Raw genomic sequence first — 24,002 nt, forward strand, 5'->3', positions numbered from 1 at the left:
ATCGGCATTCTCCTCGTCGAGCGAGAGAATGATCCGGGTCAATTGCACAGCATCCTGGGGCAAGGGATCGGGTCGAAGCGGCATGACTGACCCTATCATATGAGCCTGAATCTTCAAGCAAAACCAATAGGATCAGCCTGCTTTTGAGGGCCTCCTCACCGCGTTTCGTTTGACGCGCGTCCAGTCAATGCCGGCCAGCAACAGCGAGAACTCCTGGCTACTCATCTGCATCGCGCCGTCGCGGATCGGCGGCCAAACGAACTTTCCGCCTCCAACCACTTCGTTGCCAGGATCATGCCTGATCCGTCCCAGTAAATGCAGCGAAGTCGATCGAGACGCTTGGCGCGGAATACAAACACGTCCCCACAATAGGGATCGGCCGCAAGCGCTGACGCCACCAAGGCCACAAGCCCATTCATCCCGCGCCGGAAGTCGACAGGTTGCGTCGCAATCATGATCTTCACGCCATTTGGCGAAACTCCGATCACCGGCGTCCTCGCATTGCCGCCACCATCGCCTGCGCCAACTCGGGCGCCACCGAGCCGATCACGGTCATGCGCGCGCCAGCAATCTCGATCTCAATCCGACCAGCGGCAACGGGCTCGACATCCGACAGCGAGTGCTGGCGTGAGGTTCGATCGCCGACCACCGTCACCGGCACGAACATCGCCTGCTGCGCGCAGGTCTTCGCGGATCGTTGAGAAGTCAGTCCGGCTTCGCGACGCCAGGCATTCAGCAAGCCGCGATTGACGCCCCAGCGCCGGGCAACAGCCGAGATGTTCACGTCGGCTTCAGCACTTTCCGCAAGGATCCGTGCCTTCTCCTCGTCAGTCCAATTCCGCCGCTGGCGCCGACCGGTGATCACCTCGATCCGACGATACTTTCCCTCATGCCTGGCTTCATGCATGCCTTCATCCATGTCTTCAAGCATGGCATCAGCGCGATCTCCAACCATTCGTTCCGCTCCTGTCGATGCAGGTGCTTATCTCGCGGTCTCTACCAACAAAGAAAAGGTGGGCTGTTCGTCGCGCTCACGATCAACCGCCCACGCGACGCGGTTCCTTGAAAAATGCCGCTAGTCCACTTGCGTGGCGATCCGACCCGAGACGTCGTTCAGATAGATGCCGTAAAAGAGGTGCGAAGAAGCGGTCGCGGGCGGCACATCGACCGGCTTCAACGATCCGACCTCCCACCAGTCGAAGTGCTTTGCGAGCAGTGACCACGCGTGGAGCCGCTCCTCGTGCCAGGCATCGGTGTCCGTGAGTTCCTGGAAACGCCCGTTCAGTACCACGCTTTTCCAGCAACCCTTGCTGGGCGATTCGTCGACCTGAAGACATACCTTCGGGTTCTGCCGCATCCATTCGATTTTTCGTCCCGGCATGGAGAAGCTGTAGGCGACCCTGGCCTGGAAGGCGAAATACAACGGCACGACATAAGGCTGCCCGTCATTGCAGCAGGCCAGGTGGCCGTAGTGACTGCCTTCCAGCATTGCGAGGCATTCCGCGTGACTCATATTCCTGAGCGCCATTGTCATGGCCTTCACTCCCGATTGTCAAAGATGGTCCCGAATAGACCGCTGCAGGTCGAAACCCCGTTGACCTACGTCACCGCTTGCGCGGTAAAGGAGCACACTGAACATAGTGGCAATCATTATCGCTATTAGGAATAGCAACAATGCGTGGTCGAGCACGAACCAGCGCAGCCATCTGTAGCAATCTTGAGCATGCATTCGTCGAACTCCCAGGATATGCTTGCAGGGCTGCAGCCGCAGTTTGCTTCCGTAGGCCGCGGAACCCGGTTAACCACCTATAGACAGGTTATTGACCACACTGACGACACCGGGAATCGACCACGCTGCTCGCTCCGCCGCGATGCGTTCGCGCCATCCGGTGACGCCGCCCTTAAGAGTCACATTGCCGCCAGCGACATCCACCTGAATATGGGCAGCCTCGACGTCGGCGTTGCGTTTCAACGCGCCTTCGATCCGGTTCTTAACATCCGGAACCGATGCTGCCGGCTTGATCGACAATACGTTGGTGACGCCCACCACGCCCCCGAGCTTCATGACTGCCTTTTCGGCCGCCACGCGCTGGAAGTGCCACGGCACCTCTCCAGACAGCGTCACCCAACCCTTCTGGACTTTGACATCGATCGCGCCATTTGGCAAAAGCGTGTCCCATTCGATGATATCGAGCGCCCGCGCGGCAATTTCATCGTCAGCGTGCTTCTTCCTCTCCGCGAAGCGGACTTCGAGGTTCTCTGCCAGCGCGCGTGCTCCCTTGACCCGCTTGACTGCGAGCTCGGCGGCAATCTTTTCAGCGTAGCTGCCGACATGGCCCGTCAAGGTGACAACGCCGTTTTCAACCGTTACGCCGATGTTGGCTGCATCCACGCTCGGTTCAAAACCGAGTTCGTCGATGATATTCTGACGTAGTGCGAGATCATTCATGACATTCCTCCACTGAACAAAGGGTTCTCGAGACCTCGTCGAGATGATCCGCCATTTTGCCGACCTGACATTGCGCTTGATCAAACCAGGCGAAAAATATCCTAACCCATCGACGCTTTGACGAATGCTCGCCAGTTTGAGCCAGATCAAAGCCTACGCGCTCATTCGCCTCTACGATCCAGCCCCGTCGAACATGGAAGGAGGCTTTCCCATGACAGACATTTCGTTGCGACAGAATGTACTGGATGAGCTGGAATTCGAACCGAGCATCGACGCCGCCCACATCGGCGTTACGGCCGAGCGTGGCGTGATCACGCTGACTGGTCACGTCGCGACCTACGCAGAGAAGGACGCGGCCGAGCGTGCTGCTCGGCGTGTCAAGGGCGTTCATGCCATCGCCCAGGAGATCGAAGTGCGCCCGCACGGCACACACGTCACCGCGGACGACGAGATCGCAACGCGCGCTCTCAGCACGCTCGCTTGGCGTACGACCGTTCCGAGGGACGCCGTGAAAGTCAAAGTGCAGAATGGCTGGGTCACGCTGGAAGGCAATGTGGAATGGCAATACCAAAAGAACGCGGCGGCTAGCGCCATCCGCGATTTGGCCGGTGTCGTCGGCATTTCCAATGTGATTGCGGTGACGCCACGGCCCACTTCCAGCGACGTCAAGCGGCGGATCGAAGACGCGTTCAAACGGGACGCCGAACTGGAGGCTCAGTCCATCCGCGTAAACGTGATGGACGGCAAGGTGACGCTCGATGGAACGGTGAAGCGGTGGTCCGAGCGACAGGCCGCAGAACATGCCGCTTGGTCGGCCGCCGGTGTGACGGCCGTCGAGGATCACCTCCGGATCGGCTGATCGAAGGCGAGCGAAGGCGTCGTGGGCGAATAACGGATTATTGCGTGATCCTGCGGCCTTCCCCCTGTCGCCGAAGGACGAGCTCTTTTGAGTTCGTCCTTTTTTGTTTCCGCTCCTGCTTGTCCATCCATCAAGAATTACTGGCCGTGCCGAACCCGAAAATGTTTTGCCGTTCTTGACGCGCATCAAAGCGGCCTCATCGAAGTTGTAGTTTGATGGCGAGGCTCAATGTTGAGAGCAAGCAACTTTGATGGGATCCGGATTTCCGGAACCTGCTCGGCAAACAGGAGATGACCATGCCTGATACAGTTCCCGTAAAGACAGAACAGAAGACGATGCCGGCCGCCGGCAGCATCTGGTCGCCGTTCGAAACCTTGCGCACCGAAATTGACCGTCTGTTCGAGGATTTCGGGCCGTCGTCGTTTCGGCCTCTCGCACGGCCGTTTTTTGCGCGTACTGCGGCATCTTCCAATGGATGGATCATGTCGCCTGCCGTCGACGTCGTTGAAAAGGACGATGCTTTCGAAGTGACGGCCGAAGTGCCCGGTTTGGACGAAAAGAACCTGGAGGTCAAACTTGCGGACGGTGTTCTGACCATCCGCGGCGAGAAGAGCGAAGAAAAGGAAGACAAGGAAAAGGCGTATCATGTTTCGGAACGTCACTACGGCTCGTTCCAGCGCTCCTTCCGGCTTCCCGACGGCGTCGAGGCTGACAAAGTCAGCGCGGCTTTCGCGAAGGGCGTTCTCAAAGTGACGCTTCCCAAGAGCCTCGCTGCGAAGCAGAACGATCGCAAGATCGAGATCAAGGCCGGCTGATCTCGCACAGGTGGGTGCGCCATCATGGGCGGCGTAGTCGTCGTCTTCGCCGCCCTACCCGCGTTTGCGGGACCTGGCACCGGGAGAGCTTAGGAGAAGGTCGATGGTCGTCCAGATGTCGCGGACTGCAGAAGCGTTGCTCTCAGGAGCGGGTGCTGCGGGACAGAGTGGACAGTAGGAGGTAGGAAAATGGGATTGAAAGTTCTCGCAAAGGCCGAATGGGCGACTTACTTCTCGCATCTCCACGAAGCCGTGCAAAGCAAGGAGATCAAAATCGAAGTCGTGGGTGCGACGGTTGGCGATCAGATCCTTGTAAAATCCGCCCCTCTGCTGGGGGCGACGTACGAACCCAAGGAGGACATGCTAGAGCTTTCGGTCAAGGGCATCACGCATGTGGTCGAAAGGCCGCAGAAAATCACGGTTCAGGATGAGGAAGGAGAGGTCGTCGCGATCGAAGTGATCGATTTCGCCGAGCGGCATCAGATCCTGACGTTCACCTAGCGCAAATGGGGCTCGGCGAGATGATGAACGTCAACGCACGCGAGCCGAGCCTTATCCGGCACGCCACTAAGGACCAGAGCGAAGCTGTCGACGATCTCGCAGAGGTTAGCCTGTGTTCGCAGAACGAAGCCTGCGAGGCGCTCGCCTCCAGCCCGTCAGGGATTGCCGCCGACGAAGCACGACTGCGGCGCGAACGGAATGGCCCCAATGTCATCAGCCGCGAGCAACGTGCCCCGCTGCTCCAAGAAATCTGGATTCGCGCCAAAAGCCCACTGAACGCCCTCCTGCTGTTACTTGCCATCATTTCGTACGCGCTCGGCGATCTGCGGGCCGCCGTCGTCATATCGACCATTGTCATCCTCTCGGTGGGGATGGCCTTCGTTCAGGAGCATCGTTCCAGCCAGGCCGCCGCCAAACTTCGCGCGATGGTAAGGACGACTGTCAGCGTCCTTCGTCCGGGCACCAGCCAGCCCGAGGTAACAGAAGAGCCCGTCGAAGAACTCGTGCCTGGGGACGTCGTGCGGTTATCTGCAGGCGATCTCATTCCCGCTGATTTGCGCCTCATCGACGCCACTGACCTTTATGTGAACCAGTCGACCCTGACTGGGGAGGCAATGCCCGTCGAGAAGGTGTCCGTTCCTGCCTCGGCTCCCGTCGACTCGGCATTCGATCGTCCAAACCTCTGCTTCATGGGATCGAACGTCGTTAGTGGGTACGGAAGCGGTCTGGTGGTCAGGACTGGTCCGCAAACCTTCTTCGGCGCGCTGGCCGAGGAGGTGGTGGCCCGGCAGGAGGAGACGGCCTTCGATCTCGGCGTCAAGCGCTTCACCTGGCTGATGATCGGTGTGACCGTTGTTCTCGGGCCCCTTGTCTTTGTCATCAACGGAATCACAAAGGGAGATTGGCTTCAGGCCTTGTTGTTTGCCGTGGCGGTAGCAGTCGGGCTGACTCCCGAAATGCTTCCGATGGCGGTAACCGTCAACCTTGCGAAGGGCGCGCTCGCAATGGTCCGGTCGAAGGTGATCGTGAAGCGCCTGAACGCGATCCAAAACCTCGGCGCGATGGACATCCTGTGTACTGACAAGACCGGCACGCTGACGCAGGACAGGATCATTCTCAAGCAGCATGTTGATATCCATGGCGGCGACTCGCCGCGAGTGCTGCACTACGCCTATCTCAACAGCTACTTCCAGTCGGGACTGAAGAACCTACTCGACGTCGCGGTCCTCCAGCACGGGGACGTCCATGAAGAACTAGGGATCGACCAGCGCTTTCGAAAGATAGGGGAAATACCCTTCGACTTTGCCCGCCGGCGTTTGTCCGTCGTCGTTTCTGACGATCAGGGCAAGCACATTCTTGTCTGCAAGGGCGCGGTCGAGGAGATATTCGCGGTATCCACCCGCTACGAGGATGGCGGGGGGTCCGGAACGTTGGATGCGAGCCATCTGGCGACGGCCAAGGAAGAGACCGTCGCACTCAACGATAGCGGCTTCCGCGTCGTCGCGGTTGCGTACAAGGAGATCGCCGAAACGAAGTCGAGCTACAGCGTGGAAGACGAAAGCGATCTCACTCTGCTCGGCTACATCTCGTTTCTGGATCCTCCCAAGGAGAGTGCCGCCAACGCCATCGCCGCGCTGGAGGCGAAAGGGGTGCGCGTGAAGATACTCACCGGAGACAACGAGGTGATCACGCGCAAGGTCTGCGGTGATGTCAGGATACCGGCTGGCGACATTCTCCTTGGGTCGCAGCTCGAGGGAATGACGGATGTCGAGCTCGCAGAAAAAGCTTTGGCTACAACCGTGCTTGCGAAACTGACGCCAATGCAAAAAGAGCGCGTCGTCCGGATCCTTCGCTCGAGCGGCCATGTGGTCGGTTTTCTCGGCGACGGAATCAACGACAGCCCGGCGCTCAAGGCCGCCGACGTCGGCGTATCAGTCGACAGCGCCGTCGATATCGCAAAGGAAAGCGCAGACATCATTCTGCTGGAAAAGAACCTCCTCGTCCTGCGCGACGGCGTCGTCGAAGGGCGTAAGGTGTTTGCGAACATCACGAAATACATAAGGATGGGCGCGAGTTCGAACTTCGGCAACATGTTCAGTGTCATCGGGGCCAGTCTGTTCCTGCCGTTCCTGCCGATGACGGCGATACAGGTTCTGACCAACAACCTGCTCTACGACGTCTCGCAGACAGCCATCCCGACCGACACTGTCGACGAGGAATTTATCGCCACGCCGCGCCGATGGGATATTGGTGGCATCTTCAGATTCATGCTGCTTTTGGGGCCGGTTAGTTCGATCTTCGACTATGCGACGTTCGCCATGATGCTATTCGTTTTCAAAGCATGGAGCGATCCGGCACTGTTTCAGACGGGATGGTTTGTGGAATCATTGCTCACTCAGACCTTGATCATCCACATCATACGCACCGCTCGAGTTCCCTTCATTGAAAGCAACGCCAGTGCGGCACTCGTCGCCACGAGCATCGTTATCGGGATCATTGGCATCCTTCTGCCCTCCACCGAACTCGGAACCGCCCTGGGATTTGTCGCCCTGCCCTGGCCATACTGGCCGCTCTTGGCGACAATCCTGTTGTCGTACGCAACCATGACGCACCTTGTGAAACGCTGGTTTGTGCGTCGATGGGGAATGTAAGAAGCGGCAGCAAAATGCTGTAAGGAAAACGTCAGGTCATCTCAACTGCATCTCAAGCATGGCCTGTGTGCAGACTTTGAGCGCAACATCGAGCCTTGCTGGCAGTTTGTCGCCCAACCGATTTTCAAGCAGCTTCAGAATCTTGACCAACACTTGCTCATCCGCAGAGACGGTCGACGGCATCAAGCCGAGCAGGCGGGTTGAAAGCGCTCCGGGCTCGAGTTGCGTTGCCATCTTCATCGGGTTCCAGCCCTCATAGTAGATCCCACGAACGATGACGGGGAGAGAGTTGCCGATCTTCGCGTTGTCGTCGACCGAGAGACTGTCGCGGACGGCATGCAACGTGGCGCGCAACACGTCGTAGGCGGCGCGCTGCTCGCAGCCAAGGAGATCTGCTAGTTCGCGCACCCAGACGCCCGCCTCCTGGGCGGCTTCCGGAAAGGTTCGAAACGGGCTGTAGGGCATGATGACCTCCTGGGTCGAGGCTCTTCCCGGATAGCGGTGGGGCCGTTGATCTGTCGAGATTTTGCGGCCGACCGAAGCCGCTGTCATTGACGCGGGTCAAATCTCTTAGCAAGCCGCTTATAATTGCGATGGGTCAATGAAACGCCCCCGCAGATCTGCTCGGATGTCCTGACCCCCTGGAGGATGTCAGGATGAGAGTCGAAAAGACACTTGAGGACGATCCTTTGATCGAAGGGCGGGAAGCCCGTCCCAGATCCCGGAAGGAAAGCGCCATGCCGCGCAAGCTAGCCGGCTTCATCCTTGCAATGGGGCGGAGCCATCAGGCTGCTTTGGTCCTGCTTTCGGTCATGCTATTCGTTGTCGGCATCGTGCCGCTGGAGATCCAGCGAAGGATCATCAACGGCGCGACACAGGGCGCGAGCTTCAACGCCATCCTCATGCTTGTTTTCGCCTACTTCGCACTCGCCCTGACCGAGGGGAGTATTAAGCTCGCCTTGAACATCTACCGCGGTTGGATCGGCGAAGTCGCTATCCGATGGCTCCGCATGGCGGTTCTTGACGCGAGGGAACGCCACCTGGAGGAACTAACGACGTTGGTCGAGGGCGTCGAAATGTCGATCGTGCTCGCCGAGGCCGAACCTGTTGGCGGCTTCGTGGGCACGAGCATTTCGGAGCCAATCCTCCAGGTAGGTGTTCTGATCGCCGTCGGCGGCTACATGATCTATCTGCAGCCGCTGCTGGCGCTGGCAGTCGCGGTGGTGTTCATACCCCAGGCCGTCCTGGTTCCCATTCTGCAGGGTCTTATCAATCAGCGCGTGAAGACCAAGATCACGGTCATGCGACACCTCAGCGAACAGATGGTCGATCGCGACGCATCGCCCAAGGCTTCGCAACATCAGGCAGCCCGTGTCCAGAGGCTGTTTGCGACGAACGTCAGCATCTACAGGCTGAAGTACGCGCTGAACTTCCTGATGAATGTTATGATTCAGCTTGGCTATGTGGGGATATTCGCACTTGGCGGCTACTACGTGGTGACGGGCAAGACGGAGATCGGAACCGTCGTGGCGTTCGTTGCAGGCCTCAACAAGGTCTCCGATCCGTGGGGTGCATTGGTGGACTGGTATCGCGACCTCAAGGTTACCCAGGTCAAGTACGAACTCATCCGCGACGCCAGCACGATCCCCCCCTCCGAACTACAAGATCTCGGCAGAAGAGGCGAAGCGCCAATGACAATATGAGGTGGCCGCGTGCGATAGACGGACCACCTCATGCGCGCGGATTATTCGGTAACGGTCAGTCTTGCCTCCATTCCTGCCTCGAAGTGCCCCTTGATGTTGCAAAGGAGGGGATAGGAGCCAGGTGCTAGCTTTGCTTTCAACTCGCCGTCCGCGCCCGGTTTCAGATCGGATACCTCGCCGACGCTCTTCAACTGCTTTTCATCGACACGATGCTTGGACTTTATCAAGGGGATCTTCTGATCGTCGTTTCCGATGGCAGGCTTGTAGGCATCATTTCGCGATCAGATCTCCTGCGCGCTGTCTCACAGCTACAGCAGCCACTGCCTCATCTGTCGAGGATGCCGCGATTCAGGCAGCGATCGAGGCCGAGTTGAGAAAGCAGGATTGGAGCCGCAACGGGTTCATCCGCTGACACGTCGCAAACGACGTCGCCGAATTGGATGGTACAATCTTTGACGAGCAGGAGCGCCTCGCCGCGAGGGCGGCTGACGAGAATGTTCCGGGCGTGAGATCAATAACGGATCACCTCACATGGATCGACCCTTACTACGGTGTCGCGCTCCCAATACCGATTCCCGAAGGCAACCGCGCCTGAGAAGGCTTCCGCTCAACCGTCCATTGTTGGAGTAGCCCATGCGGCGATTCCTTCCAAGCTAGAGGATGATTGCCGGCGCATTGCGCGTCGGTCGGTGACATTGAGGACAAAGCTGCCGTGCGTGAGCTGTCGCTATCGGAATTTGCCAGTCGAGAGGAAAGAACGGCATTATAGAGCTGAAGGCTAGCGATAGACGAGAACCGGGATCCGCGAATGACTCAGCACCTTGGCCGTGACGCTGCCTATCAGAACGCTGGCGACGCTCCCGCGACCATGCGATCCCATTGCAATCAGGTCGCATCCATTCTCGATAGCAGTGGCGACTATCGCGGTGTGTACCTGATCGCTCTGAACTTTCACGGTGTGGCTGACGACACCCTGAAGACGCGCCCGCGCTTCAACGGCACTCAGGAATTTTACGGCCTGTACGTCTGCGAACCGATCGTAATCATCCTTGGCAATCGCAAGCTTCTCACTATCAGTCGTAAAAATGTGAAACGGCTCGATTACGCTGACGAGCACGACCGACGCCTTGGCGTCTCGAGCAAAGGCGATAGCGTTCTCGGCGGCGGCCTCGGCAAGCTTCGACCCATCTGTTGGAATGAGAATGTTTGTAAACATTGGAAACCTCCCCAGATCGGTGACTAGCTTACAAAATCCCCGAGCAGCGGTCTTTGATTCTCATCAATCTTTGTCGGAACATTCGGTTGCGGTGAAATGCAAAGGTCGAACTGCGCCTCTCCGTGGCGGCACATGATAGAAGCCGGATCGACTGGCTAGCCGTCCCCATTGCCTGGCGGCGCAACATCCTTGTTGATCTCCAGCACATTGAGAAGCTGATCCACAAGTCTGTCGGTGGATAGTGCCGCATCGAGCTTCAGCCATCCGGTCTCAGCCGTTTCTCTCGCCAGTTGATCGGCGAGAACGTCGAGCGTGGCGTCGGAGGGACCACCGCTGCGCGTTGCCACACGCTGCCAAAGCACAACCGGCTCTGCCTGCAGCCAAAATCCTGAAAATTGGTGCCCGCCCTCTCGGCCCGCAGCTTCCATCATCCGGCGGTTGGCGGCATTGTCGAGACAGCATCGGTCACCGCCGTTCCCCCCTCGCCGAGAATGATGCGGGCCCGGAATGTCATTTCGCGATAAACCTTGGCCGAAATGTCCTCCTTATATGCTGCTGGAGGAAGCCGCGTCTCGGCCGGCACCCCAAACAATGCCTTGCGTATTCGATCGCTTTCGATGATGCGTGCTCCCGGCGGGGCGCCCAAATGAGGTGCCAAAGCCTCCGCGAGTGTGGTCTTGCCCGATCCGCTGAGCCCGCCAATGGCGACAAGTTCGGCTGGAGGTTGCTTCAGAAGCGAGCATGCCAGGTTGAAATAGGATCTCGCTTCATTGGCCAAAGCGAAAGTACCGCTTTCGGCACCATCCGCCTGTAGGGCGACGACGTGAGCTCGCACGGCAGCCCGCACTGCGAGAAAAAATGGAAGAACACCAAAGCCGTCGTCTTCGTCGGTATCGTCGAGATAGCGGTTCACAATCAAATTGGCGAATTGAAAGTAACCTCGGTGCCAAAGGTCCATTAGCAAGAACGCCAGATCATAAAGGACATCGCTCGTCGCGATACTTTCATTGAATTCGATGCAGTCGAATATGCAGGGCAGGCCCGCATTGAGAAAAAAATTTCGAAGATGAAGGTCTCCATGGCATCTGCGGACCTTCCCCGCCTCCTGGCGCTTGTCGAGCACGCCCGAAAGCGCTGAGAGTCGGGACTCAAAGCCTTGCACCAGTTTGGCGACGTCGTGCCTTGAGAACACACTGCTCATAGCAAACCCGGCCTGGTTGATCCGCAGAACCGCTTCCACGTTCCAAGTGCCGCTTTTGTCGCGGACGATTGGCGCGGAACGATGAAATCGAGCGATTTCTCGGGCAAGCGCCGTCATCATCGGAGCGGTTAGTCGCTGTTCCGTGGCCAGTCGATCGAGCAGCGACGCCTGATCAAAGCGACGCATTTCGACAAGCGCGTCAACGAGTTCCCCCTGCCCGTCGAGGGTTAGCTGACTATCGGCTTGCCGGTTTATGGTCCGCACGCCCAGACACAGATCTGGAGCCGTCGCTCTGTTCAATTCGACCTCCTTGCGGCACACTGCGAGCCGCACAGCAGGGGTCGAGAAATTCGCATAGGGTACGACCGCCCTTTTCATCTTGTAAGCGCGATCACCGGTGAGAAAGATGCGCGATATGTGGGTTTCCAGTCCCCGACGACAGGGCTTTCATAAGAAAGGAAACGGTGGAGGACTGGTCCTCAGTGATCATCAGTTGATCCTCCCGCAAATGAATGCCAGACGATCATTTTTAGTGCCGCACTGCATTGACACGGATCAATGTCGGTGAAGGGCGGCAAAGCCTGATGAGACGTTTTAGATTGGAGTTGGCGGATAATCTGTTGTGGCAGAAAAATCGCTTCAAGAGATTGATCCAATGCATCTTCAGGCGCGGCAGTCGATCCGGCTCCAGCAGCGGCTCCCCCGTGCCTCAAACGAGAGATCTTCGCAGAGGCCGGTCGATCGCCCGACTACGTTCGACCCGAGTCCAATTCTTCCGCGGCCTCGAACATCATCTCGTGCATCGTTCTGGCGAGATCATCCTTTGATATCTTGATTCCGGCTAGTTCGAAGTCACGAAGTAGCTTTGCGACAAGGTCGTCGTCGGTTGGCGTGCCTATCGCGGTATCGTTTAATTCCTGAAGATTATGCCCGGAAGTCGTTTCGTCGTAGCAGGTTGGTCGCCCAACCCGCGAGGAGACAATCTCGCCGCGCCCTAGTCGCCAAGAGTCGTGCGAAATCCAGAATGTATTTCGATTCGAGCTCAAGCTTTCTTTCCTCAGTGAAGGCCATTTTGCGCCTGTCTGCAAATCCGTCGTGACCTGACACTACCATCGCCGTAACTGCGTCTGTTTGATCACGATCAAACTCCGCACATGTGGCGGAAGGCGTCTCACCCGCATTGGGCCCCGCAATCCAGATCGGATGAAACCGCCGAAATACCGACGAAGGGCTGTAGTGGGGACTGGCAAAGGAGCACTCCGAAACAGGGAGATTGATGCAGATCAAGGCGGACCTCGGCTTTTCGGATTCAAGTTGAATGAACCCCGATGGAGGTATTGCAATGCTTGCGAAAGACATCATGGCCAGTCCTGTCACCACGATCGGAGAAGATCAAAACGTTCGGCGCGCAGTAGAGATCATCAACGCGACCAAATTCGGCGCGGTTCCGGTCGTTGATGCAGAAGCCGTGCTGACAGGCATCGTTACCGAGGGTGACTTGCTCCGGCGCATCTCCTCTTCAAACGGCAGACGTCCAGTGCCCCACACCCGCGACCGGAAGGAGGCACTAGCGGATTACATCAAGGCTCGAAGCTGGCGGATCAAGGACGTTATGACCACTCCCGTAATCAGCGCCGTTCCGACCGCGACTATTACTCAGCTCGCCGACCTTCTTCTTGCACACCCGATAAAGCATATTCCCGTTGTCGCCGAAGGACGATTGGTGGGCATGGTAAGCCGACGCGACCTCATGCGAGCGATAATCGACACCCCATCGGAGTCCACGGCGTCTGGCGACCAGGCCCTGCAGACAGCGGTGCGCAGCCGGTTGGAGTCGGAGCTCGGAATCCCTCCCAAGGATGTTGAAACCTCTGTCAGCAACGGCCTCGTCATTCTCCGTGGGGAGGTTGAGAGTTCGATTGAGCGAGAGGCTGCCCGCGTGGCTGCCGAAAGCGTTCCCGGCGTTCAGGGCGTGTCCAACAATATCCAGGTCGCTTACCGGATGCTCAGCCGGCTGAAGCCACCGGCCGAATAACCTGCGATGTCCGGACGATATTTTATCGGCGCTCGACTGGAGGTCGTAGGTCAAGAGGCGCGATATCATTGCCATCGGAGCCTCCGCGGGGGTGCAGGCATCAGACGCCACGTTGGTAAGATCGACCTGTTGGGTCAATCGACGCGCTCGCGGACTTCATCTGCCATCAAATGGGATATCTGCGCGCAGCCACAGGGAAATTTCGGTTTCCCTTTCGACGATAGAGCATCCTCACTTTGATCTTGGTCAAGGACGCCGGCCTCCAAACCCTTAGGCTCTGTCAAAAGCTGACAGGTGGAACATGGCAGACCTCAAAATATCCTTTCATGGTGCTGCGGGTTCGGTCACCGGCTCCTGTTTTCTGCTGGAGACCGGGTCCTCGCGGATATTGATCGACTGCGGCATGTTCCAGGGTTCGAAAACCGAGAAGGAGCTCAACTACCGGCCATTTCCGTTCGACCCTACGCAGATCGACGCTGTCCTTCTCACCCACGCCCACATCGATCACTCCGGCCTTCTGCCCAAACTTGCGAAGGCGGGTTACAGCGGTCCCATCTACGCGACCACTCCGACGATGGAACTCTGCGGCATCATGCTTCAGGACTCCGGCCACATTCAGGAATCCGAGGTCAAGCAGTTCAACCGTCGCGGTCGAAGACGGGCACGTGAGCCTGTCGAGCCCATCTACACCGCCGAGGACGCGCGTAGCGTAATGCCACAGTTCGTCTGCCTGCCGTATAAGCAGTGGCAGGAGACCGTGGGCGGTATCCGGTTCCGGTTCTGGGATGCGGGACATCTCCTCGGATCGGCCTCGATCGAAGTCGAAGCAGCGCTTGCCGGCGATCCGCAGCGCCTTCTTTTTTCGGGTGACGTCGGGTCTCGATACAAGCTGCTGGAAGGTGATCCGCAGGGCCCGACTGGCGTGGACTACCTGATCTGCGAAAGCACCTATGGCGACCGGGAGCGCGAAGACTACACGCAGGAAGCTCGGCGTGGTCGTCTGCAGCGGGTCGTTGCCAAGGCCAACAATGGCAACGGCGTTCTCCTGATCCCCTCTTTCGCGGTGGAGCGCACGCAGGAGGTTCTGACAGATCTGATCGCACTGATGGATGCCGGAAGTCTTCCCCGAACGCCCATCATGATCGATTCGCCTCTCGCGTCTCGAGCGACAGAGGTGTTCAAAGCGCAGTCTCGCGAACTCGAAAACAGAAGTGCCTTCCTCCGAGCGTTGAACGCCCCGAACGTGAGGTTCACGGAAACTGCGGAGCAATCCAAGGCGCTCGATCTCGTGCGCGGATTTCATATCATTATCGCGGCAAGCGGAATGTGCGAGGCCGGTCGAATTCGACACCGTTTACGCAATTGGCTTTGGCGCTCCGAGTGCACCGTGCTGTTCGTCGGGTTCCAGGCGACCGGAACGTTGGGACGAATTCTCGAGGATGGCGCGCGTGTCGTGCGAATCCAAGGCGACGAGATCGAGGTCCGCGCCAACATTGCGACGCTCGACGCCTATAGCGGTCATGCGGATGCCAGCGAACTGGAGGAATGGGTCACCGCACGCACCCCAATCCGAAAAGGACTGTTTCTTGTGCACGGCGAGACTACCGCGCGAAGCGTGTTGTCAGACCGCCTCTCCAAGACTGTGAGCGCACCGATCCTGTTGCCAAGCCTCGACGAAAGTTACCTCCTGAGCAAGGACGGCGCGCATCTGGCAACACCTTCAAAGCCCCGCCGGCTGGAACCCGAACAACTCGGTCATGCTGACTGGCATAACGACTATCAAAGCTTCGTCCTCGACCTATCTGATCGGTTGGACAAGGCGGCGGATCGCAAAGGCCGTGCCGTCATTCTTCGCAGGCTGAGGCGTGCGCTCGATCCGGACGATGTCATCGCAAAGAAGAAGGAGAATGAAAATGCTCTCGACTGACCGGGACTGCAAACGCGGTGGTGAACACTTAGCAATCCCTACCCAAGGCGAAATCGAAGGCAAGCTGCTCGTATTTGAAGTCGTCGCAGTCGCTTGCCTGCAGGAACTCCTGAAGCACGAGCACGCGCCCGTCATTTTGAAGGTCCGACAAAATATCCTGCACACTCTCAAAGAAAGATGCAGCTCGCTGAAGCTGTGTTCGGACGACGAGACGGCGACTGCAGACTACGCATTGGGCGTGCTGGATGCTGCTGTCGCACAGGTGAGATCGAAGTAGGCAATGCTGCCCAGACGCAAGCGAGGCCAAGATGATCGGTAGAGTTGGAATCACTTTCAATGCTGGTTCTTCGACGCTCAAGGTCGGCGTTTTCGGCATCGGCGCGGGGTATGCCAAACCAATCGGCCGAGGCACCGTGGTGTCAGGCGAAGAGCCGCGATTGAAGTACCTTGCCGGAGACGAATTGCTTCAGGCCGATCTGCCCGTCGGCCGTATCGATGAAGGATTGATTTCGTCCGTTCTCGATCACCTCCTCCCAACCGGTTGTGACGTCGGCTTTGTGGGCCATCGCGTCCTCCATGGTGGATCGATGTTCGACGGACCTGCTCTCTTGGGTGACGCCGTTCTCGCGCAGATCGAAAGCCTGGTACCGATCGCCCCTCTCCACCAACCTCAGGCGCTCGAGGTCATTCACGCTGTGCGGGCCCTGTATCCCTGTGTCGTGCAGACGGCTTCCTTCGACACAGCGTTTCATTCTTCGCATTGCAGCCTGACTACGAGGTTTGCGATCCCGCGCGCCATGCACGACGCCGGGATTCGGCGCTATGGATTCCACGGACTTTCCTATCAGCACGTCGCCGCCCAACTCAGGAAGCTTGCCCCCGACACGGGTGGCGGTAGGGTGATCTGCGCGCATCTTGGAAGCGGCGCGAGTCTCTGCGGCATGGTCGACGGCGTCAGCATCGACACCAGCATGGGCTTTTCCGCTCTCGACGGGATTCCCATGGCGACGCGGCCGGGAGCGATCGACCCTGGCGTGCTTGTCCATTTGCTTAGGTCCGAGCTCCACGACACCGACCAGTTGGAGAACTTCCTTTATCACCGATGCGGCCTTCTCGGCGTCTCGGGAATTAGCGGTGACACCGAGCTGCTTCTCAAGGACTTCAGCCCTGCTGCCAAGGAAGCGCTTGATCTGTTCTGCTTCAGAATTGCAGGTGAGATCGGCCGTCTAGCGGTGTCGATAGGCGGCGTTGACGCGATCGTCTTCACCGCCGGCATTGGAGAACATCAGCCGGAAATCCGGAAAGGCATCGAACGTCACCTGGGCTGGATGGGAGTCTCGCTGAGCGAACCCGCTAACAAAGCGAATGCAACCGTCATCAGCGCGCGTGGCAGCAATATATCGGTCTTCGTCATTCCCACGGACGAAGAGCAGGTGATCGCCGACGAGGCGCTCGCCGTCATCAGCCAACACAGAATGTGAGGAGTCCCCACCATGGCTGCCAATGGCACGACGCTTGCCGCGTCAGAACTCCGTCTTATCGACCGCTACTGGCGGGCGGCCAACTACCTCTCTGTCGGGCAGATCTACCTGATGGATAATCCGCTATTGCGGGAGCCACTCAAGCCGGAGCACATCAAACCGCGGCTTCTCGGTCACTGGGGAACGACGCCCGGACTGAACTTTATTTACGCCCACCTCAACCGCATCATCAAGGCGCGTGACATCGACGTGCTCTATGTCTGCGGGCCCGGCCATGGCGGCCCTGGCATGGTGGCCAACACGTATCTGGAGGGCACGTACAGCGAAGTCTACCCTGAGGTCACGCAAAGTGCCTCGGGTATGCGCAAGCTGTTCAAGCAATTCTCGTTCCCAGGCGGCATACCAAGCCATGCCGCACCTGAGACGCCGGGATCGATTCATGAAGGAGGTGAACTCGGCTACGCACTCATCCACGCTTTCCTGCGTGATCGGCGACGGGGAAGCAGAAACCGGACCCCTAGCCGCAGCGTGGCACTCCACCAAGTTCCTCAATCCGGCCCGCGACGGCGCAGTCCTGCCCATTCTTCACCTCAACGGCTACAAGATCGCTAATCCGACAATACTTGCGCGAACGAGCGACGGCGATCTGGAAAGCCTCTTTTGGGGATTGGGCTACCAGCCGATTTTCGTGGAAGGACATGAGCCAGTCGAAATGCATCAGAAAATGGCGCTGGCTTTCGACGAGGCTTTTGAACTCATTACTGGTTTGCAGACAATGGCGCGCGAAGGCGTTGAATTTTCCGGAGTTCCACGCTGGCCATTGATCGTACTGCGGAGCCCGAAAGGATGGACGGGCCCGAAGGAGGTGGACGGCAAGAAGGTTGAAGGGTTCTGGCGAGCCCATCAGGTGCCGGTTGCAAACTGCCGAGGCGACGACGGCCATCGAAAGATACTGGAAGACTGGATGCGCAGCTATCATCCCGAAGATCTCTTCGATGCCGAAGGTCGCCTGAGGCCGGAACTACAAGCGCTCGCGCCGACGGGCGACAAGAGAATGGGTGCTACGCCCTTTGGGAACGGCGGCCGCCTCCTCCAGAAAATGGTCGTTCCAAAAATCGAAGATTACGCCATCGACATCGAGGAGCGCGGCTCCAAGCAAGTCCAGTCGACAGAGATCTTTGGGATGTATCTGCGCGACGTCCTGAAGCTGAACGCGGGTGCGAGGAACTTCCGGATTTTCGGTCCGGACGAAACGGAGTCCAATCGGCTGGGAAGCGTCTTCGAAGAAACCAACAGGGTGTGGATGCAAAGGATCGAGGACTACGACGTCCATCTTGCTCAAGACGGTCGTGTCATGGAGATCCTCAGCGAGCACCTGTGCCAGGGATGGCTTGAAGGCTATCTCCTGACAGGACGCCATGGGCTCTTTTCCTGCTACGAGGCCTTCATCCACATCGTCGACTCGATGTTCAACCAGCACGCCAAGTGGTTGAAGGTCTCACGAGAACTAGCCTGGCGGAAGCCGATCTCGTCGCTAAACTACCTTCTGACCTCCCATGTCTGGCGACAGGATCATAACGGCTTCTCACATCAGGACCCCGGCTTCGTCGATCTGGTCGCCAATAAGAAGGCCGACATCGTCCGCATCTACCTACCACCGGATGCCAACACCTTGCTATGGGTCGGCGACCACTGCCTGAAGACTTACAATCGTATCAACGTAATCGTGGCGGGCAAGCAGCCGGAGTCTCAATATCTGACGATCGACGAGGCCATGAAGCATTGCGAGGCCGGCCTCGGCGGGTGGGATTGGGCGAGCTACGAAGACAATACGATCGCGCCAGACGTAGTGATGGCGTGCGCAGGCGATGTCCCCACAATGGAGACGCTCGCCGCGGTTATGCTTTTGCATGAAGCGATCCCGGAACTCAAGATCAGGACAGTCAATGTCGTTGACCTGCTGGCATTGCAAGATCCTGACCAGCATCCGCACGGAGTGGATCATCAGAGGTTTGACGAAATCTTCACGAGGGATAAGCCTGTCATCTTTGCCTATCATGGCTATCCCTACCTGATCCACCGTCTGACCTACCGGCGGACCAATCATAGCAACATCCATGTAAGAGGGTTCATGGAGGAAGGAACGACGACAACGCCGTTCGACATGACGGTCATGAATCAACTTGACCGATATCACCTTGCCCTGGAGGCGATCGCGCGGGTTCCCGGTCTGGCTGCGAAGGTGCCGGACGTGACTGAGAAGCTGAAGGCCAAGCTCGCCGAGCACGCCGCATTCATCAGGGAAAGCGGAGAGGACATGCCCGAAATCACTGGCTGGCGGTGGCGACGGGCGTGAGGAACGATGGTCTCGGACCCCCGTGGCGAGTCAGAGAGACTAACGCCTAGAGCCGCGCTCCTTCGTACTTTCCGGAGGGGGCAGCGATCTCAGTCAGTGTCGCGTCGGGTGCAGGCGTGGCAAAGCCCTTACGAATCGCCTGCGATGCAGTGCGGCCCATCCACTTGGGACTAACGCCGCGTCAGGAGCATTCAGCGTGAAGCCAATTGCACCGTTCGCGGGCTCCGATCCGACTTCATCGATCTGGCTCTGCTTGTGGCGTTGACGATGGCGGTGAGCGTGGCGGTCAAGGGCGTAATCGCGCAAGAATTCCAAGATCACTTCTTTGTCTTGAGCGTTGGCCGAAATCGCTTGCCGTAAGGCTTTTTTTATGGCTCAAACCGAGCCGGTGCAACATGCGTCCAACGCTCGAGCGGTGCACGATGACGCCGCGCTCTGCAAGTTCGAGGCACAATTCATCAAGCGTCAAATCACCCCTCTCAGCCATACGCTGTCGGAACCATGCTCCATGGTCGCTCAACTTGCCGCCGCCGACATGGCCCTGTCGTCTTGGCGACAGAGAGCCCGTCTCACGCTTCAGGATAAAGGTTATTTACAAACCGAGGCGAGACACGGAAATGCCGAGACGCCTCGCGATGGGTGTTACCTTCTTCAACGAACGCGACAACTCGGGAACGCAACTCGATCGGATGTGATTTGCCCATGACCGGTCTCCTTCCAAGTGAGACGGAATCACAAATCGGCCGATTCGAGAACCTGAATCAAAAAACGGGCGACACGCTTTAGCGCCACATTTCATTCTTCCGGCATACCGGCGAGCGGCAATCCGTCGAGGATGGGTTCCATGCGTTCCGGAATCTTGGCGGGTTGGCCGGCGCGGAGGCGAGCGACGGTGACGCCAGGCGAAAAGGCAAGCAGGCCTGCAAGATGCTGTCGGGCTTCCTCCATGCGTCCGAGCTTTGCGTTGGCCGCAATCATCATCCAGAAGCATGGACCCTAATAGGCATTCGCTGCCATGGATTTGCGCGCCCAGGCCAGAGCCTCTTCATAATTGCCGCGGACCATTTCGACATGAGCCAGCCCGGTAAGGTTCCAGTGAGCACCAAGACTGTTCGGACTCAGTCGTTCGGCGCGCAGGAAATATGTGACCGCTTCATCGAGACTGCCGCAATGGAGGTTCGCGACGCCCGCAAAATTGACGACATCGAGGTTGTTGGGGTTGAAGGCGACTGCCTGGCGTACCAGCTCGAAGCCTCGATCATATTCTTTCAGGTACTGGATCAAGGTGTTGCCGCACGACAAGCGCGTCGAAGCTGCTGTCGAAACGGCCGAGTCTGACCAGGCCGTCCCATCGATAGTCCGCGTATAAAAGGGCGAGGTTGCCCCATGGCTTGAAATAGCAGAGATCGCCCGGCCGCTCGTTTCCAAAGGGTCCGCTGCCGTCTTCGGTCAGCTTGCGCGGCAGATGGACGATCTTCTCGTTCCTGGCCGAAGTCTTCAATCGTTAGGTCCAGAGGGAGCATCGGAAAACAGATCGCGTGCCGACGGATTGTCGTAAAGCGTGGCCGTCATCGAAAGGTCGTTGAACGTGATCCTGACTTCGGTCGGCTCCTGGCTGGCATCGCGGCCCTGCTGTCCGCGCGCCGCGACGGGGAGCGCCGAGGCCGCCAAAGCTCCGCCGATGATCCTCCGCCGGGTCATTGGTATCGTCATGGTATCAACCCTTGTCACACTGATTGAGCCGTCGGCCGGAAGAGTATTTCGTTGATGTCGACGTTGTCCGGTTCGTTCACCGCGAATGCGACCGTCCGGGCAAATGTGTCGGCACCGACGGCGATCTTGCTGACGAACTCCTTCGTGCCGGCCTGGATGTCCTTCTCGCTGATGTGCTCGAGGAGTTCGGTGCTGACCGCGCCGGGCGAGATGATGGTCGTCCGGATGTTGTAGGGTTTGACTTCCTTGCGAAGACCTTCGGACAACGCCCGAACCGCGAACTTCGTGGCGCAATAGACCGTGGCTCCGGGATCGACGACATGCCCGTAGACCGAGGAGACATTGATGACGTGGCCCGACTTCCGTTCCTTCATATGCGGCAGTGCGGCGGCGATGCCGTAGAGCACACCTTTGATGTTGACGTCGATCATTCGATCCCATTCGTCGACCTTGAGACGTTCCAAGGGGGCAAGCGGCATCAAGCCGGCATTGTTCAGCATGACATCGACGTGACCGAACTGCCGAACCGCTGTGTCGACCAGGTTCTGGACCTGCTCCCTGTCCGTGACGTCGGTCTCGACAGCGACCGCCCGGCAGCCTTTGGAAATGAGCTCAGCGGCAACCGCGTCGATGCGCTCGCGCCTTCGGGCACCCAGCACGACGATAGCACCTCGTTCTGCGAGATGACGTGCCGTCGCTTCCCCAAGACCGCTACTCGCCCCCGTTATTACAACGACTTTGTTCTCTATTCCCTGAGACATGATGTTCTCCATGGTTTGCAGCGACGATCAGATTCGACGGCTGGCGACCGCGCCCAACGCGGCGGAGCTGAAAAGAAGGACGGCGGCCAGAAGGAAGGCGCTCCACCATCCCGCCGTGTCGAAGAGAATGCCGCCGACGAAAGCTCCGCCCGCGATGCTCAACTGGATCAAGGCCACCTGGAGACCGCCCGCCGCTTCGAGTTCACCGGGCACCAGCCTGGCCATCCAGGTGTTCCATGCGACGGGTACGGGAGTCGAAAAGAAGCCCCACAGAACGAGAAGGACCGCCGTTGCCCAAGGCGAGGCTCCGAGGCCAATGAGAAGGATTGCGATCAGGGCGACCACGCCAGGCATCCCGACAAGCGCCATGGCGAGGTGCCTGCGCAGGACGAAGCCGACCAGCGACGTTCCGAGAAGTCCGCCCAAGCCGACACCAAGAAGCATCAGTGACAGCGCGTTCAGACTGACCTCGGTTACCCCTTCGAGAAACGGACGCAGATAGATCGAGAGCGCGTTCATCCCCATGAACACCAGGCAGGTCGCGGCCATTCCGACGAGGAAGGACCGGTTGCGAAGGAGTCCGAACATCTTGCCCGTTGACACGGTCTCGGTGGCGGGCAACCGTGGAAGAACGAGCATCTGCCAAACCAGCGCGGCTAGACCGATCGGAACCGTGACGAGGAAGGTGCCGCGCCATCCGATCATCCCACCGAGAAAGCTCCCGATCGATGGCGCGATGACAATCGCGAACGCCGTGCCGCCCTGGAGAAGAGCGATCGCCTTCGGCAGTTCCGAGGAAGACACCAGGCGCGCGAGGATGGCAGTCGAAAGCGACCAGAAGCCTCCTATGGCGAGGCCGACCAGCGCGCGGCCAATCAGGAAGGTGGCAAAGTTGGGAGCGACAGCGACGATCAGGCTGGAGACAGTCAATATCGCGGTATAGATGAGGACGACCGACTTTCGGTCGATCCTCGCGAGCAACCCGTTGCCGAACAAGCTGGTCACGACAGCGAAAAAGCCCGACACCGTGATCGCCAAACCAGCCTGACCCTCCGTGATCTGCAGGTCCTGTGCGATCGGCGTCAGGAGACTCACGGGAAGAAACTCCAGCCCGACCAACAGGAACGTGAGCAGGGAGAGGCAAACCACCTGTGCCCAAGGCGTGGTGGTGTCTTCACCGGGGACTTCCCTCAAGGCATCAACGCTCATTTTCGTTTCTCCTGTCTGTTGACCACCAAATAGTCGCTTTGGTTTCGGCAGACTAGGAGTTACAATCCGCATGTAGATGTGAGAGAGATTCAACAATGAAACGTGACGAGTTCACCGAGATGAGGGCGTTTCTCGAAGTCGCACGCGAGCGCAGCTTCACCCGAGCTGCGGCGAAGCTTGGCGTCACGCGATCGGCGCTGAGCCATACGGTCAGCGCACTGGAGGCACGAATAGGGATACGACTGCTTGCCCGCACGACCAGAGACGTCGCGCCGACCGTCGCCGGGGAACGTCTCATGGAAAGCATCCAGCCGCACTTCGAGAGCATTGCCGCGGGGATCAGCGCGATCAGCGCGTTGCGCGACAAGCCTTCCGGTCACGTCCGTGTCGTCTGCCCCGACGACGCCGTGGACCTGGTGTTCCGCCGCAGGCTCCCGACCTTCCTGAAGGATTTTCCGGAAATCGGGGTGGAGATCATCGTCGACAACGGGTTCACCAATATCGTCGAAAGGCAGTTCGACGCGGGCGTGCGACTTGGCGAGGCAGTCGCGCGCGACATGGTGGCAGTCCGGGTTGGGCCTGACGTATCGTATTCTGTCGTCGCCTCCCCCGAATATCTGGAGCGCCGATCGCCGCCGTCGATCCCGCAAGAGCTGCCAGACCATAATTGCATCAACCTTCGGCTTCCAACCTCTGGTGGTCTCTACGCCTGGGAATTCGAACGCGACGACCGCGAGTTCAGCGTTCGTGTGGACGGCCAACTGACCCTGAGCAACATAGCCTCAGCGGTTGATGCCGCGCTGGACGGGATCGGTCTCGCTTACGTGCCGACGGACCTCGTCCTGCAACATGTCGAACAAGGAAAGCTAAAGCGCGTACTCCTGGACTGGTGTCCGACGTTTCAAGGCTATCACCTCTATTACCCTAGCCGCCGAAATCCGTCGTCAGCCTTCTCGGCCTTCGTGGACGCTTTCCGGTACAGACCGCGAGAATAGTGTGAGTGCTGACACCGCAATGTCTCCTATTGGCGGAGGCTGTCGTCTAATCGCGCGGTAAAATGCAAGCCCTTTTTTGAACATCGAAGCTGTCGTTTGCCGGGAGCAGTGTCGTCTTCGCGGTCGATAT

Annotated in this window: 20 protein-coding genes and 5 pseudogenes; 12 read left to right on the forward strand and 13 right to left on the reverse strand. The window is 58.6% G+C overall.

Features of this window, described 5'->3' with window-relative positions; genetic code table 11:
• Window positions 1-132 precede the first annotated feature (132 nt).
• The 4 genes and pseudogenes from tnpB to FHX09_RS28230 all read right to left on the reverse strand — a co-directional run bounded on the left by tnpB (window position 133) and on the right by FHX09_RS28230 (window position 2,449).
• Window positions 133-488: pseudogene (gene tnpB / locus FHX09_RS28215) on the reverse strand (IS66 family insertion sequence element accessory protein TnpB).
• Window positions 485-955 carry a transposase gene (locus FHX09_RS28220; protein WP_184450987.1) on the reverse strand — a complete coding sequence of 157 codons (471 nt, stop codon included), beginning with the start codon at window positions 953-955 and terminating at the stop codon, window positions 485-487. Before FHX09_RS28220 ends, tnpB begins: the two are co-directional and overlap by 4 nt.
• A 120-nt stretch (window positions 956-1,075) precedes the next feature.
• The gene (locus FHX09_RS28225; RefSeq protein WP_132594938.1) at window positions 1,076-1,534 is read right to left on the reverse strand and encodes a pyridoxamine 5'-phosphate oxidase family protein; all 459 of its coding nucleotides are present in this window, start codon (window positions 1,532-1,534) and stop codon (window positions 1,076-1,078) included.
• Between the two features lie 264 nt (window positions 1,535-1,798).
• Entirely contained in the window at window positions 1,799-2,449 is a 651-nt protein-coding gene (locus tag FHX09_RS28230) for a BON domain-containing protein (RefSeq protein ID WP_132594940.1), read from the reverse strand.
• 211 nt (window positions 2,450-2,660) lie between these two features.
• On the opposite strand from FHX09_RS28230, the gene FHX09_RS28235 reads away from it, so the two are divergent.
• The 4 genes from FHX09_RS28235 (at window position 2,661) to mgtA (ending at window position 7,275) form a co-directional block, all read left to right on the forward strand.
• Window positions 2,661-3,308 carry a BON domain-containing protein gene (locus tag FHX09_RS28235; protein ID WP_132594942.1) on the forward strand — a complete coding sequence of 216 codons (648 nt, stop codon included), beginning with the start codon at window positions 2,661-2,663 and terminating at the stop codon, window positions 3,306-3,308.
• 296 nt (window positions 3,309-3,604) lie between these two features.
• On the forward strand, window positions 3,605-4,123 hold the full coding sequence (locus FHX09_RS28240) for an Hsp20/alpha crystallin family protein (RefSeq protein WP_132594944.1): 519 nt from the start codon (window positions 3,605-3,607) through the stop codon (window positions 4,121-4,123).
• Between the two features lie 189 nt (window positions 4,124-4,312).
• Window positions 4,313-4,624: a DUF5335 family protein gene (locus FHX09_RS28245; RefSeq protein ID WP_132594946.1), complete on the forward strand. Its 312-nt coding sequence runs from the start codon at window positions 4,313-4,315 to the stop codon at window positions 4,622-4,624.
• A 20-nt stretch (window positions 4,625-4,644) separates the two neighbouring features.
• Window positions 4,645-7,275, forward strand: a complete 2,631-nt coding sequence (gene mgtA / locus FHX09_RS28250; RefSeq protein WP_246699529.1) for a magnesium-translocating P-type ATPase — start codon at window positions 4,645-4,647, stop codon at window positions 7,273-7,275.
• A gap of 36 nt (window positions 7,276-7,311) precedes the next feature.
• Here the strand turns inward: mgtA and FHX09_RS28255 are convergent, their stop codons facing one another.
• The gene (locus tag FHX09_RS28255) at window positions 7,312-7,740 is read right to left on the reverse strand and encodes a DUF2267 domain-containing protein (protein ID WP_132594950.1); all 429 of its coding nucleotides are present in this window, start codon (window positions 7,738-7,740) and stop codon (window positions 7,312-7,314) included.
• 272 nt (window positions 7,741-8,012) lie between these two features.
• On the opposite strand from FHX09_RS28255, the gene FHX09_RS28260 reads away from it, so the two are divergent.
• Window positions 8,013-8,978, forward strand: coding sequence for an ABC transporter ATP-binding protein (locus FHX09_RS28260; protein WP_245505592.1), 966 nt, complete (start codon window positions 8,013-8,015; stop codon window positions 8,976-8,978).
• Between the two features lie 41 nt (window positions 8,979-9,019).
• On the opposite strand, the pseudogene FHX09_RS28265 reads toward FHX09_RS28260, so the two are convergent.
• A pseudogene (locus FHX09_RS28265) lies at window positions 9,020-9,220 on the reverse strand (copper resistance protein); the annotation flags it as partial.
• Between FHX09_RS28265 and FHX09_RS30540 the strand changes: the two are divergent.
• Complete coding sequence (locus tag FHX09_RS30540) at window positions 9,188-9,352, forward strand: CBS domain-containing protein (protein ID WP_348632847.1); 165 nt, start codon at window positions 9,188-9,190, stop codon at window positions 9,350-9,352. The pseudogene FHX09_RS28265 and the gene FHX09_RS30540 sit on opposite strands and share 33 nt — an antisense overlap.
• Window positions 9,353-9,756: 404 nt before the next feature.
• On the opposite strand, the gene FHX09_RS28275 is transcribed toward FHX09_RS30540, so the two are convergent.
• Both FHX09_RS28275 and FHX09_RS28280 read right to left on the reverse strand, forming a co-directional pair.
• A complete protein-coding gene (locus tag FHX09_RS28275) occupies window positions 9,757-10,194 on the reverse strand; it encodes a universal stress protein (protein ID WP_132594952.1) in 438 nt (145 codons plus the stop codon).
• A 155-nt stretch (window positions 10,195-10,349) separates the two neighbouring features.
• Window positions 10,350-11,885 (reverse strand): annotated as a pseudogene (locus tag FHX09_RS28280) (AAA family ATPase).
• A gap of 852 nt (window positions 11,886-12,737) precedes the next feature.
• Between FHX09_RS28280 and FHX09_RS28290 the strand changes: the two are divergent.
• The 5 genes and pseudogenes from FHX09_RS28290 to FHX09_RS28310 all read left to right on the forward strand — a co-directional run bounded on the left by FHX09_RS28290 (window position 12,738) and on the right by FHX09_RS28310 (window position 19,194).
• Window positions 12,738-13,430: a CBS domain-containing protein gene (locus FHX09_RS28290; RefSeq protein ID WP_132594956.1), complete on the forward strand. Its 693-nt coding sequence runs from the start codon at window positions 12,738-12,740 to the stop codon at window positions 13,428-13,430.
• A gap of 301 nt (window positions 13,431-13,731) precedes the next feature.
• Entirely contained in the window at window positions 13,732-15,357 is a 1,626-nt protein-coding gene (locus FHX09_RS28295; protein ID WP_184450991.1) for an MBL fold metallo-hydrolase, read from the forward strand.
• Complete coding sequence (locus FHX09_RS28300; RefSeq protein WP_348649202.1) at window positions 15,338-15,634, forward strand: hypothetical protein; 297 nt, start codon at window positions 15,338-15,340, stop codon at window positions 15,632-15,634. Before FHX09_RS28295 ends, FHX09_RS28300 begins: the two co-directional genes overlap by 20 nt.
• 34 nt (window positions 15,635-15,668) lie before the next feature.
• A complete protein-coding gene (locus FHX09_RS28305) occupies window positions 15,669-16,838 on the forward strand; it encodes an acetate/propionate family kinase (protein ID WP_165933220.1) in 1,170 nt (389 codons plus the stop codon).
• A 12-nt stretch (window positions 16,839-16,850) separates the two neighbouring features.
• Window positions 16,851-19,194: pseudogene (locus tag FHX09_RS28310) on the forward strand (phosphoketolase family protein).
• A gap of 795 nt (window positions 19,195-19,989) precedes the next feature.
• Here the strand turns inward: FHX09_RS28310 and FHX09_RS30185 are convergent.
• From FHX09_RS30185 to FHX09_RS28330, 5 genes and pseudogenes are all read right to left on the reverse strand, one after another.
• Window positions 19,990-20,175, reverse strand: coding sequence for a hypothetical protein (locus FHX09_RS30185; protein WP_245505593.1), 186 nt, complete (start codon window positions 20,173-20,175; stop codon window positions 19,990-19,992).
• A 15-nt stretch (window positions 20,176-20,190) separates the two neighbouring features.
• Entirely contained in the window at window positions 20,191-20,478 is a 288-nt protein-coding gene (locus FHX09_RS30190) for a hypothetical protein (protein ID WP_245505594.1), read from the reverse strand.
• Window positions 20,453-20,907: pseudogene (locus tag FHX09_RS28320) on the reverse strand (cyclophilin-like fold protein). Before FHX09_RS28320 ends, FHX09_RS30190 begins: the two are co-directional and overlap by 26 nt.
• Before the next feature lie 14 nt (window positions 20,908-20,921).
• A complete protein-coding gene (locus FHX09_RS28325; RefSeq protein ID WP_132594966.1) occupies window positions 20,922-21,668 on the reverse strand; it encodes an SDR family oxidoreductase in 747 nt (248 codons plus the stop codon).
• Between the two features lie 27 nt (window positions 21,669-21,695).
• On the reverse strand, window positions 21,696-22,877 hold the full coding sequence (locus FHX09_RS28330) for an MFS transporter (RefSeq protein WP_132594968.1): 1,182 nt from the start codon (window positions 22,875-22,877) through the stop codon (window positions 21,696-21,698).
• Window positions 22,878-22,972: 95 nt separating this feature from the next.
• Between FHX09_RS28330 and FHX09_RS28335 the strand changes: the two genes are divergently transcribed.
• Complete coding sequence (locus tag FHX09_RS28335) at window positions 22,973-23,872, forward strand: LysR family transcriptional regulator (protein WP_132594970.1); 900 nt, start codon at window positions 22,973-22,975, stop codon at window positions 23,870-23,872.
• Window positions 23,873-24,002 lie beyond the last annotated feature (130 nt).

It is taken from the genome of Rhizobium sp. BK538 (assembly GCF_014197575.1).
GTDB lineage: Bacteria > Pseudomonadota > Alphaproteobacteria > Rhizobiales > Rhizobiaceae > Rhizobium.